Annotated in this window: 9 protein-coding genes; 6 read left to right on the top strand and 3 right to left on the bottom strand. The window is 62.6% G+C overall.

What is annotated here, in order from left to right:
- The 6 genes from H0W65_RS10605 to rpoC form a co-directional block, all read left to right on the top strand.
- Positions 1-1456 (top strand): M1 family metallopeptidase (locus tag H0W65_RS10605; protein ID WP_294007431.1); only part of this gene is annotated, 1456 nt, incomplete at its 5' end.
- Between the two features lie 302 nt (positions 1457-1758).
- On the top strand, positions 1759-2271 hold the full coding sequence (gene rplJ, locus H0W65_RS10610) for a 50S ribosomal protein L10 (RefSeq protein WP_294007433.1): 513 nt from the start codon (positions 1759-1761) through the stop codon (positions 2269-2271).
- A gap of 61 nt (positions 2272-2332) precedes the next feature.
- Positions 2333-2704 carry a 50S ribosomal protein L7/L12 gene (rplL, locus tag H0W65_RS10615; protein ID WP_294007436.1) on the top strand — a complete coding sequence of 124 codons (372 nt, stop codon included), beginning with the start codon at positions 2333-2335 and terminating at the stop codon, positions 2702-2704.
- Between the two features lie 202 nt (positions 2705-2906).
- The gene (locus H0W65_RS10620; protein ID WP_294007437.1) at positions 2907-3296 is read left to right on the top strand and encodes a hypothetical protein; all 390 of its coding nucleotides are present in this window, start codon (positions 2907-2909) and stop codon (positions 3294-3296) included.
- A 255-nt stretch (positions 3297-3551) separates the two neighbouring features.
- Positions 3552-7715 (top strand): DNA-directed RNA polymerase subunit beta, encoded by a 4164-nt coding sequence (gene rpoB, locus H0W65_RS10625; RefSeq protein WP_294007439.1) that lies wholly within the window; start codon positions 3552-3554, stop codon positions 7713-7715.
- A gap of 54 nt (positions 7716-7769) precedes the next feature.
- A complete protein-coding gene (rpoC, locus tag H0W65_RS10630; RefSeq protein WP_294007441.1) occupies positions 7770-12044 on the top strand; it encodes a DNA-directed RNA polymerase subunit beta' in 4275 nt (1424 codons plus the stop codon).
- An 88-nt stretch (positions 12045-12132) separates the two neighbouring features.
- On the opposite strand, the gene H0W65_RS10635 is transcribed toward rpoC, so the two are convergent.
- From H0W65_RS10635 to H0W65_RS12220, 3 genes are all read right to left on the bottom strand, one after another.
- A complete protein-coding gene (locus H0W65_RS10635; RefSeq protein WP_294007443.1) occupies positions 12133-12264 on the bottom strand; it encodes an entericidin EcnA/B family protein in 132 nt (43 codons plus the stop codon).
- A 41-nt stretch (positions 12265-12305) separates the two neighbouring features.
- Positions 12306-12431, bottom strand: coding sequence for an entericidin EcnA/B family protein (locus tag H0W65_RS10640; RefSeq protein ID WP_294007444.1), 126 nt, complete (start codon positions 12429-12431; stop codon positions 12306-12308).
- A gap of 74 nt (positions 12432-12505) precedes the next feature.
- Entirely contained in the window at positions 12506-12643 is a 138-nt protein-coding gene (locus H0W65_RS12220) for a thymidylate synthase (protein ID WP_367120142.1), read from the bottom strand.
- Positions 12644-12646 lie beyond the last annotated feature (3 nt).

The raw sequence follows: 12646 nt of genomic DNA on the forward strand, positions 1-12646 counted from the left end.
CGTCCGCACGGTCGAACAGGCCAATCAGGCATTCGACGACATCACCTATGAAAAGGGCGAGTCGGTCATCTCGATGCTCGAGGGATTTGCCGGGGCCGACACGTGGCGCGACGGGATCCGCGCCTATATGAAGAAATTCGCTCATCGCAACACGCGCACCGACGATTTGTGGACGGCAATTGAGGGCGCCGGCGCCAAGGGGCTGACGGTCGTGGCGAGGGACTTCACCACCCAGCCCGGAATCCCGCTGATCCAGGTCGGGCCGGCGCGCTGCGTTAACGGCAAGACCGTGGCGACGATCATGCAGGGCCAATTTTCGAACGATCGCAAGGCGCAGGCCGCAGCCACGCCCACCGCCTGGCACGTCCCGGTGCGCGCGAGCATCGGCGGCAAGGCACCCGTGACGATGATCACCCAGTCACGATCGGGTCAGATCGAAGTGCCGGGCTGCGGCGTGCTGCTGCTCAACCCCGGCCAGACCGGCTACTATCGCACCTTGTACAGCGCGCCGCAGGCCGACGCGCTGCGCGCCGCTTTCCCGCGCCTTGGTCCGGTCGACCAATATGGCACGCTGACCGATGCGATGGCGCTGTCGGAGGCGGGGTATCAGCCAATGGCGCGCGGGCTCGACCTGCTCGCAGCGATCCCCGCCAATGGTCATGGCAAATTGGTCTCGCACGGGATCGGCGCGTGGGCCCAGCTCTACGGCCAGTTCGACGGTGATGCGGCCACGCAGGCGGTGATCAAGGCGCAAATCCTGCACCGCTTCGGACCGCGGCTCGATCAGCTCGGCTTCGCGCCGCGCGCCGGGGAGCCGCCGCTCGACAGCTTGCTTCGCCAGACGCTGATCACGCAGCTTGGCCGGATCGGCGACCCGCGCGTGGTCAACGAAGGACAGCGCCTGTTCGCGGCGTGGCAGCGCAACCGCAACGCGATCCCCGGCGCGCTCCAGGAGACCTGGCTCGGCGTGATCGCGCAAAATGCCACCCCGGCGACGTGGGACGCGCTTCACAAAGTCGCCAGCCAGACGCGCGGCTCGGTCGAGCGCACCGCGCTCTATCAATTGCTTGGGCGGGCGCAGGACGAAGCGCTGGCGCGCCGCGCGCTCGACCTTGCGCTGACCAAGGAACCGGGTGCGACGGTCAGCGCGGGCATCATCCGCGCGGCGGCCGACCGCCATCCGGCGATGGCGCTCGACTTCTTCCTGTCGCACCTCGCCCAGGTCAACGGGCTGGTCGACATTTCCGGCCGCTCGCGCTTCCTCGCCAGGCTGGTCGGCGACGCCAACGATCCGGCGTTTGTCGCCAAGCTCAACGGCTATGCCAACGCCAATCTTGCCGCCGACGACCGGCGGCCGGTGGCGCAGGCGGTCGCCAAGATCCAGTGGCGCGGCGCCAATCTTCCGCGCATCCGGGCCGAGGCCACGCAATGGCTGAAAGCACACCCTGCCGCATGAAGGGTTGATCGCGGCGGTGGATCGGTTATAGGCCCCCTCGTTCGACGGTTCGCCGCCGGGCACTCGTCCGAGACAGTCGCTGGGTTTTGCCCCTTAATGCGCGGCCTAGACGGGGACAGGAATTATGACGGAGCGCCTCGTGCCTCCGGTCGTGCGTTGGCCTTGGCCGGCGCCCATTTGATCCAGCCCCCCGGACAATCTGCCTTAGTCGCCTTACCGCGACGGGCTGCTTCGTCGCCATCCGGCGGAGGAGTTGTTTGAACCTCGGCCGGAGCCTCGCTTTGGCCGAAAAGGAGTATGGCATGGATCGTAGCCAAAAAGCCGATCTGGTTGCCGAGCTGAAGAGCGTCTTCTCCGAGACCAGCGTGGTGGTCATCACCCGCAATCTCGGCATGACGGTGGCCCAGTCCACCGACCTGCGATTGAAGATGCGCGACGCCGGTGCCCAGTTCAAGGTGGCGAAGAACCGGCTTGCCCTGATCGCGCTCGAGGGCACCAAGTACGGACCGATCGGCGACATGCTGACCGGTCCGACGGCGCTCGCAACTTCGGTCGATCCCGTCGCGGCCGCCAAGGTCGCCGTGGATTTCGCCAAGACCAACGATCGTCTTGAGATCGTTGGCGGGGCGATGGGCGATAAGCTGCTCGACGTGAACGGGGTCAAGGCTCTCGCCGCGCTTCCGTCGCTCGATCAGCTGCGCGGCACGCTGGTGGGCCTCATCCAGGCGCCCGCCACCAAGCTTGCCCGCATCGCTATCGAGCCCGCGAGCCTGCTGGCCCGCGTTACCGGGGCGTATGCCGCCAAGGCAGCCTGATTTTCGCAACTAGTCTTCATCGCACGACAAATTGGGCGAGATGCCCGCAAGGAGTTTTCAAATGGCTGACATCAACAAGATCGTCGACACCCTGTCCGCACTCACCGTTCTCGAAGCTGCCGAACTGGCCAAGGCTCTCGAAGAGAAATGGGGCGTTTCGGCTGCCGCTGCCGTCGCCGTCGCCGGACCGGCCGCCGCCGCCGCACCGGCCGAGGAAGAGAAGACCGAGTTCGACGTGATCCTCACCGGCGACGGTGGCAAGAAGATCAACGTCATCAAAGAGGTCCGCGTGATCACCCAGCTCGGCCTCGGCGAAGCCAAGGCGCTGGTCGAAGGTGCTCCCAAGCCGATCAAGGAAGGCGTCAACAAGGCCGAAGCCGAGAAGATCAAGGCCCAGATCGAAGCCGCCGGCGGCACGGTCGAACTCAAGTAAGCTTCAAAGATTTCGTGGGCGTCTTGAAGCACCTGCGGATGGGAAGGGCGGCCTCGCAAGGGGTCGCCCTTTTCGTTCGGATTAGCTTCATCCCTATTATTATTGCAACGTACCCAAATCGAGTCCGTTGGTGTGGCATCGCCGCGCGATCACGGGCTTGCGGCGGCTGAGAGACGCTGCGCTCCCGCTCAACGGGAGAGCCATGTTCCTGAACCTTAGAATCCTGCTCGTCGAGCCCAACTGTTACCAGGCGCTCGATCTCCTCTGCTCGTTCGAGGAATTGTGTGTCGAGGTGATCGGCCCGGTCGCCAGCGCGGCGGATGGACTGGCGCTGGTCGACGCGGGGCGAGTGTCGGCGGCGGTGATCGATTGCAATCTACATGACCCGGATATCGGACTGCTGGCCCGCTGTCTGCGTGCGGAGGGGATTCCGTTCATTGTCCAGACCAGCGATGGAACGCTCAGGCCGATTGACGACATCCAGCCCGCCCCCGCCTGCGTTAGGAAGCCAAGCCGCCCGCAAGCCGTGATCGCCGCCCTGCTGGCGGAGGTTCAGTCAGATCGAACAATCCAGATTCCGGTTTCAAATTAGCCTTAGCTCATAGCGCCAAAATCTCGTCGCCCTATTGCGCGCCATGTGAAAAGCGCTATATCCAGCTTATCCAATACATGACGGCTCCGCCGCACGGCTTCGTGCGCCCGGGGCCTTTCCTGTCCTCACCGGGACACGGACCGAGCCCGCGCAACGGTCCGAACATAGGGTGAGGAGTGAACAGGAGCCGCGCCCGACCTTATCGATTTGAGGGACGCGTGCCTCGGCGCATGTCCCGCCAGCGCAGGGAATCTCATGGCGACCAAGCAAAAAGACGTGCCCACTATGGCCCGCACCAACAACTCGCGCCGCATCCGCAAGATCTTCGGTAACATCCACGAAATCAGCGAAATGCCGAACCTGATCGAGGTTCAACGCGAAAGCTATGAGCAGTTCCTTCGCTCCAATCCGGAAACGGGCTATGTCTCGGGCCTCGAAAAAACGCTGCGCTCGGTCTTTCCGATCCAGGATTTCGCGGGCACCGCGCACCTCGACTTCGACCGTTATGAGTTGGAGCCGCCGAAGTACGATACCGACGAATGCCGTCAGCGGGGACTGACCTACGCCGCGCCGATGCGCGTCACGTTGCGCCTAACCAGCTTTGAGATCGACCCCGACACGGAGGCCAAGTCGGTGATCGATATCAAGGAGCAGGACGTCTACATGGGCGACATGCCTTTGATGACGGGCAACGGCACCTTCGTCATCAACGGGACCGAGCGAGTCATCGTCAGCCAGATGCATCGTAGCCCAGGCGTGTTGTTCGACCATGACCGCGGCAAGACCCATTCCAGCGGCAAATATCTCTTCGCAGCGCGCGTCATCCCTTATCGTGGCTCGTGGCTCGACTTCGAATTCGACGCCAAGGATATCGTCAACGTTCGCATCGACCGCAAACGCAAGCTGCCCGTTTCGGCCCTGCTCCACGCGCTCGGCCTGTCGAGCGAGGAAATCCTCAACACCTTTTATAAGACCGTTGTCTATGGGCGCGGTCCCAACGGCTGGCAGATTCCCTACACCATCGAGAATTGGCGCGGGCAGAAACCGACCCATGACGTGGTCGACGCGGATTCAGGCGAGGTAATCTTCAAGGCCAACGAGAAGATCACACCGCGCAAGGCCAACGCCGCCGGCAAGGATGGGCTCAAGAACGTCATCATCCCGACCGAGGAAATTTTTGGCCGCTTCTCGGCCTATGATCTCATCAACGAGAAGACCGGCGAAATTTACGTCGAGGCGGGCGACGAGATTTCGGCCGAAAATCTCGACCTGATGGACAAGGCCGGGATCGATCGGCTCGACCTGCTCGACATCGACTACATCAACACCGGCCCATGGATTCGCAACACGTTGAAAGTCGACAAGGCCGAAGACGGCGACATGGCGCTGTCTGACATATACCGAGTGATGCGCCCCGGCGAGCCACCGACGCGCGAGACCGCGGACGCGCTGTTCTATGGCCTGTTCTTCGATAGCGAGCGCTACGACCTCAGCGCCGTCGGCCGCGTCAAATTGAACATGCGCCTCGGCCTCGACGCCGAGGACACCGTCACCACCCTGCGCCGCGAGGATATCATCGCGGTCGTGCAGGAACTGGTCAATCTGAAGGACGGCAAGGGCGAGATCGACGACATCGACAACCTCGCCAACCGCCGGGTCCGCTCGGTCGGCGAGCTGCTCGAAAATCAGTATCGCGTCGGACTGTTGCGCATGGAGCGCGCGGTCAAGGAGCGGATGAGCAGCGTCGACGTGTCGACGGTGATGCCCAACGACCTGATCAATGCCAAGCCTGCGGTCGCCGCGGTACGCGAATTCTTCGGATCGTCGCAGCTTTCGCAGTTCATGGACCAGACCAACCCGCTCTCTGAGGTGACTCACAAGCGTCGCGTCTCGGCACTCGGGCCGGGCGGCCTGACCCGCGAGCGCGCTGGTTTTGAAGTCCGCGACGTTCACCCGACGCACTATGGCCGAATCTGCCCGATCGAAACCCCCGAAGGCCCGAACATCGGCCTCATCAATTCGCTCGCCAGCTTCAGTCGGGTCAACAAATACGGCTTCATCGAAACGCCGTACCGCAAGGTCATCGACCATAAGGTGACCGAGGACGTCGTCTATCTGTCGGCGATGGAGGAGGCCAAGCACACCATCGCCCAGGCCAATGCCGAGCTGACCAAGGACGGCAGCTTTGGCGAGGACATCGTATCGAGCCGCCGTTCGGGTGACTTCCTGATGGCGCCCAAAGACAGTATTACGCTGATGGATGTCAGCCCCAAGCAGCTGGTGTCGGTTGCCGCCTCGCTGATCCCGTTCCTGGAAAATGACGACGCCAACCGCGCCCTCATGGGATCGAATATGCAGCGTCAGGCGGTGCCCCTGCTGCAGGCCGACGCGCCGCTGGTCGGCACCGGCATGGAGGAGACCGTCGCGCGCGACTCCGGCGCCGCGATCGCCGCCCGCCGGTCGGGCATCGTCGATCAGGTCGACGCGACCCGCATCGTCGTACGCGTCACCTCCGATCTTCGCGCCGGCGAGTCTGGCGTCGACATCTATACGCTGATGAAGTTCCAGCGCTCGAACCAGAACACCTGCATCAATCAGCGTCCGCTGGTGAAGGTCGGCGATACGGTCGATGCGGGCGAAATCATCGCCGACGGCCCGTCGACCCAGTTCGGCGAGCTTGCGCTCGGCCGCAATGTGCTCGTCGCGTTCATGCCGTGGAACGGCTATAATTATGAGGACTCGATCCTCATCAGCGAGCGCATCGTCAAGGACGACGTGTTTACTTCGATCCACATCGAGGAATTCGAAGTCATGGCCCGTGACACCAAGCTTGGGCCGGAAGACATTACCCGTGACATTCCCAACGTTGGCGAGGAAGCGCTGCGCAACCTCGACGAGGCAGGCATCGTCTACATCGGCGCCGAGGTCGAGCCGGGCGACATATTGTGCGGCAAAATCACGCCCAAGGGCGAGAGCCCGATGACGCCGGAGGAGAAACTGCTCCGCGCCATCTTCGGCGAAAAGGCGTCGGACGTGCGCGACACGTCGCTGCGCCTGCCCCCCGGGGTTGCTGGAACGGTGGTCGAAGTGCGCGTGTTCAATCGTCACGGCATCGACATCGACGACCGTACCCGCGCCATCCAGACCGAGGAGAAGGAGCGGCTGAAAAAGGACGCCGACGACGAAAAGGGCATCCTCAACCGTGCCACTTTCTCGCGTCTGAAGGACATGCTTCTACGGCAGGTAGCGACCGCCGCGCCCAAGTCGATCAAGAAGGGTGCGACGATCGACGAGGCGATACTCGACGCGACCGAAAAGCACGAATGGTGGAAGATCGCGGTCAAGGACGACAAGAGCCAGGCCAACCTCGAGGCGCTGAAGGCGCAGTATGACGAGGCGACCGGGGTCATCAATCGCAAGTTCGAGGACCGCGTCGAAAAACTGGAGCGCGGCGATGAGCTGCCGCCCGGCGTGCTCAAGATGGCCAAGGTATTCGTCGCGGTGAAGCGCAAACTGCAGCCGGGCGACAAGATGGCCGGCCGCCATGGCAACAAGGGCGTCATCAGCCGCATTCTGCCCAACGAGGACATGCCGTTCCTCGAGGACGGGACACCGGTCGACATAGTCTTGAACCCGCTGGGCGTGCCGTCCCGCATGAACGTCGGGCAGATTTTCGAGACTCATCTCGGCTGGGCCGCGCGCGGCCTCGGCAAGCAGATCCAGGAGATGTTGGACGGCATGCATGCCCGCGGGTCCGAGCTGACCGGCAAGGACGCCAAGGAAATGCGCGTCAAGCTGAAGGACATCTACGGCGACAATTACGCCAAGGACATCGACGGCCGCGACGATGCCAACGTGATGGAGCTGGCCGCCAATCTGGTCGGCGGCATTCCAATGGGCACCCCGGTGTTCGACGGCGCACGCGAGGCCGATGTCACGGCGATGCTGGAGAAGGCCGGCCTCGACAAGTCGGGCCAGGTGACCTTGTTCGACGGCCGCACCGGGGACGCTTTCGACCGCAAGGTGACGGTGGGATACATCTACATGCTCAAGCTGCACCATCTGGTTGACGACAAGATCCACGCCCGCTCGATCGGGCCGTACAGCCTGGTCACCCAGCAGCCGCTGGGCGGCAAGGCCCAGTTCGGCGGCCAGCGCTTCGGCGAGATGGAGGTGTGGGCGCTGCAAGCCTACGGCGCCGCCTACACGCTGCAGGAAATGCTGACGGTGAAGTCGGACGACGTGATCGGCCGGACCAAGGTCTACGAGGCGATCGTCAAGGGCGACGATACGTTCGAGGCGGGCATTCCCGAAAGCTTCAACGTGTTGGTTAAGGAGATGCGCTCGCTCGGCCTCAACGTCGAACTCGATACGACGGTCGATGAGAATGACGAGCCGACCGCGATCGCCGCCGAATAATTGATTTCCCTTACCCCCCAGCCCGGACGGCCGGGGGAGTAGAAGGACATAAAAATGAACGAGCTGACCAACTTCGCCAATCCTGTCGCCAAGCCGGAGACCTTCGACCAGATCAAGATCGGTATCGCTTCGCCCGATAAGATTCGCAGCTGGTCGTTCGGCGAGATCAAGAAGCCTGAGACCATCAACTACCGCACGTTCAAGCCCGAGCGTGACGGGCTGTTCTGCGCGCGCATCTTCGGTCCGATCAAAGATTACGAATGCCTGTGCGGCAAGTATAAGCGCATGAAGTACAAGGGCATCGTGTGCGAAAAATGCGGCGTCGAAGTGACCGTGTCGAAGGTCCGCCGCGAGCGGATGGGTCATATCGAATTGGCCGCGCCGGTCGCGCACATCTGGTTCCTGAAGAGCCTGCCGAGCCGCATCGGCCTGCTGCTCGACATGCAGCTGAAGCAGCTCGAGCGGATTCTCTATTTCGAAAGCTATGTGGTGATCGAGCCGGGCCTGACCCCGCTTGAGAAGTACCAGCTGCTGACCGAGGACGAACTGCTCGCCGCTCAGGATGAATATGGCGAGGATGCCTTCTCCGCCGGGATCGGCGCCGAAGCGGTTAAGCATATGCTGGTCGACCTCGACCTCGAAGGCGAGCGTAAGGAGCTGCTCGACGAGCTCGCGGTGACCAAATCGGAATTGAAGCCGAAGAAGATCATCAAACGGCTGAAAGTTGTCGAGAGCTTCATCGATTCGGGCAATAAGCCCGAGTGGATGATCCTCGAAGTGATCCCGGTCATCCCGCCCGAGCTTCGCCCGCTGGTGCCGCTAGACGGCGGCCGTTTCGCGACGTCCGATCTCAACGATCTCTATCGCCGGGTGATCAACCGCAACAACCGCCTGAAACGGCTGATGGAACTGCGCGCGCCGGACATCATCGTCCGCAACGAAAAGCGCATGCTTCAGGAGGCGGTCGACGCCTTGTTCGACAACGGCCGGCGCGGCCGCACCATTACCGGCGCCAACAAGCGTCCGCTCAAGTCGCTGTCCGACATGCTCAAGGGCAAGCAGGGCCGTTTCCGCCAGAACCTGCTCGGCAAGCGGGTCGACTATTCGGGCCGTTCGGTGATCGTTACCGGTCCTGAGCTCAAACTTCACCAGTGCGGCCTGCCGAAGAAGATGGCGCTCGAACTGTTCAAGCCGTTCATATACTCGCGCCTTGACGCCAAGGGTCTGTCGATGACCCTCAAGCAGGCCAAGAAGTGGGTCGAAAAAGAGCGCAAGGAAGTGTGGGACATCCTCGACGAGGTGATCCGCGAGCATCCGGTGCTGCTCAACCGCGCGCCGACGCTTCACCGCCTCGGCATCCAGGCGTTCGAGCCGGTGCTGATCGAGGGCAAGGCGATCCAGCTTCACCCGCTGGTCTGTTCTGCGTTCAATGCCGATTTCGACGGCGACCAGATGGCGGTGCACGTCCCGCTCAGCCTCGAAGCGCAGCTCGAAGCGCGCGTGCTGATGATGAGCACCAACAACATCCTCTCGCCCGCCAACGGCAAGCCGATCATCGTGCCGTCGCAGGACATGGTGCTGGGACTTTATTATCTGTCGATGATGAAGGAAAACGAACCCGGCGAAGGATCGCTGTTGGCCGGAATGGATGAGGTCCACGCCGCCTTGAACGCCAAGGCGGTGACGCTCCACACCAAGATCACCAGCCGCGTGCCCCAGACTAACGAGGCGGGCGAACAATATATGATGCGGGTCGAGACGACGCCCGGTCGGATGCTGTTGGGCGAGACTCTGCCGCAGAGCCACAAGGTACCTTTCGAGACCGTCAACCGCTTGCTGACCAAGAAGGAGATCGGCGACGTCATCGACACCGTCTATCGCCACACTGGTCAAAAGGAGACGGTGCTGTTCGCCGATGCCATCATGGGCCTTGGCTTCCGCCACGCGTTCAAGGCCGGCATCAGCTTCGGCAAGGACGACATGGTCATCCCCGGCACCAAGGTCGGGTTGGTCGACGAGACCCGCGCGCTGGTGAAGGACTATGAGCAGCAGTATCAGGACGGCCTCATCACCCAGCAGGAAAAGTACAACAAGGTGATCGACGCCTGGTCGCGCTGCGGCGACCGCGTGGCGAGCGAGATGATGAAGGAAATCTCGTCAGTTAAGAAAGGCGAGGACGGCCGCGAGGCGCCGATCAACTCGATCTACATGATGGCCCACTCGGGCGCTCGTGGCAGCCAGGCGCAGATCAAGCAGCTGGCCGGTATGCGTGGCCTGATGGCCAAGCCGTCGGGAGAGATTATCGAAACGCCGATCATCTCCAACTTCAAGGAGGGCCTGACCGTCCTTGAATATTTCAACTCGACCCACGGCGCCCGCAAGGGTCTTGCCGATACCGCACTCAAGACGGCCAACTCGGGTTATCTGACCCGCCGCCTGGTCGACGTCAGCCAGGACGCGGTGATCATCGAGGAAGATTGCGGCACCGACCGTGCACTCGAAATGCGCGCGATCGTCCAGGGCGGCGCGGTCATCGCGTCGCTCGCCGACCGCGTGCTCGGCCGCACCACCGCCGAAGACTTGATCGACGCCAAGACTAACGAGGTGATGATCCCCGAGGGCACCTTGCTCGACGAGCCCATGGTCGCCCAGCTGGAGACGATGGGGCTGCAGGGCATCAAGATTCGCTCGCCGTTGATCTGCGCCTCGAAGCAGGGCGTCTGCGCCAAATGCTACGGGCGCGATCTTGCCCGCGGCACGCCGGTCAACATCGGCGAAGCGGTCGGGGTGATCGCGGCGCAATCGATCGGCGAACCCGGCACCCAGCTGACGATGCGGACCTTCCACATCGGCGGTGCGGCCCAGCTCAACGAGCAGTCGAACCTCGAGGCGCCGGTCGACGGCACGGTCGAGCTACGCGACATGCCCACGATCACCGATCCGCGCGGGCGGCATGTCTCGCTATCCCGCTCGGGCGAAATCGCAATCCTCGACATGGACGGGCGCGAGCTGTCGACGCACCGCATCCCCTACGGTGCGCATTTGCTATGCCAGAACGGACATATCGTTTCGCGCGGCGACCGCATCGCCGAATGGGATCCCTCGTTCAGCCCGGTAATTACCGAGCGCGCCGGCCAGGTGAAGTATCAGGACATCATCGACAACCGCACACTGTCCGAACAGACCGATGAGTCGACCGGTATTACCCAGCGAGTGTTGACCGACGATCTCGCCAAGTCGAAAAAGGAAGACCTGCGGCCCCGCCTCACCCTGCTGGGCGAGGACGCGGCGGAGGCAGCGCTTTATCGCCTGCTTCCGGGTGCCATCATCGCGGTCGAGGACGGCGCCACCGTGGAAGCCGGTGAAGTGCTCGCCCGCATGCCGCGCGAAGCCGCCAAGACGCGCGACATCACCGGCGGCCTGCCACGCGTCGCCGAGCTGTTCGAGGCGCGCAAGCCCAAGGAAAACGCGATCATCGCCAAAGTCTCGGGCAAGGTCAGCTTCAAAAAGGATTATAAGGCCAAGCGCAAGATTGCCATCGTCCCCGACGATGGGTCGGATCCGGTCGAATATCTGGTCCCCAAGTCGAAGGTCATCGACGTGCAGGAAGGCGATTACGTCAAGCGCGGCGACAACCTGGTCGGCGGGTCGCCCGATCCGCATGACATCCTGGAAGTCCTGGGCGTGGAAGCGCTTGCCGAATATCTCGTTAGCGAGATTCAGGAAGTCTATCGGCTGCAAGGCGTGAAGATCAACGACAAGCACATCGAGGTGATCGTTCGCCAGATGCTGCAGAAGGTCGAGATCACCGACGGCGGCGACACGGTGCTACTGGCCGGCGAACAAGTCGATCGCGAGGAGATGGACGACATCAACTCAAAGCTGACCGGCAAGAACAAGAAGTTCGCCGAAGGCCGTCCGGTCCTGCTCGGCATCACCAAGGCGAGCCTGCAGACCCGCAGCTTCATCTCGGCCGCTTCGTTCCAGGAGACGACGCGGGTGCTGACCGAAGCGTCGGTCCAGGGCAAGATCGATACGCTCAATGGCCTTAAGGAAAATGTCATCGTTGGCCGCCTCATCCCGGCGGGCACCGGCGCGGGCATGAACCGCATGCGTATCGCCGCCTCAAGCCGGGACGCCGCGCTCCGCGCCCAGCAGCGCAAGTTGCAGGAAGCACTGATCTCACCTGACTCGGCCGCGGAAGAACATGCCGCGGAGCTGGCCCAGAGTCCGCGCGACGCCAGCGCCTCCGGGCCCGATCCGCTGGCCAAGGTCACCCCTTCGGGCGAAGGCACCGACGCCGACGCGGGCGATTATTTGGAAAGCTGAGAGAAACCCATCAGCCCTTGGGGCAATGGTCATCAAAAAGCCCCGCTGGCAGCGATGCCGGCGGGGCTTTTCTTAGTTCGGTAGCGCTTTACTTGTTAATCGCATTTTCGGTCGCATTGGCGGCTGACCCGAGGTCCTCACCAGCACCACGAACCGTGTTGCACGCCGCAATTGCGAACGTGCCGGCAATCAGTAATAGCGTCGAAACCTTACGAACCATGGTCACTCCTCCTTGAACAGGCGACGTGACCATGGCTCAAATCAGGTAGCGTTGTCGACCGCGTTCGCTGCCGAATTGACGTCCTTGGCCGCACCACGAACGGTGTTGCACGCGGCCATCGCCAAGCTGCCCCCGATGAGGGCGAGAGTCACTATCTTGCGGATCATGATGTTTTCTCCTGTCAATCCTCTGAACGAACGCCGAACCGCGCCGTTGGTGCCATCACGCAGGCGAAATGTTTTTAAACCGCGACGGGCGCAGCGATATGCGGATCGGGCGCATAGCCCTCGATCAGGAAATCTTCGGGCACATAGCCGTCGATCGGCTGCCCGCGATCTTTAAGGATCAGGGTAGGCAGCGCTCGTGGCTTGCGTGACAGTTG

Source organism: Sphingomonas sp. (genome assembly GCF_013816785.1).
Lineage (GTDB): Bacteria > Pseudomonadota > Alphaproteobacteria > Sphingomonadales > Sphingomonadaceae > Sphingomicrobium.

What these genes read in the sequence shown, in the direction of transcription:
- rplL (WP_294007436.1), top strand. Translation starts at nt 2,333, where the DNA reads ATGGCTGACATCAACAAGATCGTCGACACCCTGTCCGCACTCACCGTT.
- rpoC (WP_294007441.1), top strand. Translation starts at nt 7,770, where the DNA reads ATGAACGAGCTGACCAACTTCGCCAATCCTGTCGCCAAGCCGGAGACC.
- H0W65_RS10620 (WP_294007437.1), top strand. Translation starts at nt 2,907, where the DNA reads ATGTTCCTGAACCTTAGAATCCTGCTCGTCGAGCCCAACTGTTACCAG.
- H0W65_RS10635 (WP_294007443.1), bottom strand. Translation starts at nt 12,264, where the DNA reads ATGGTTCGTAAGGTTTCGACGCTATTACTGATTGCCGGCACGTTCGCA.
- rplJ (WP_294007433.1), top strand. Translation starts at nt 1,759, where the DNA reads ATGGATCGTAGCCAAAAAGCCGATCTGGTTGCCGAGCTGAAGAGCGTC.
- rpoB (WP_294007439.1), top strand. Translation starts at nt 3,552, where the DNA reads ATGGCGACCAAGCAAAAAGACGTGCCCACTATGGCCCGCACCAACAAC.
- H0W65_RS10640 (WP_294007444.1), bottom strand. Translation starts at nt 12,431, where the DNA reads ATGATCCGCAAGATAGTGACTCTCGCCCTCATCGGGGGCAGCTTGGCG.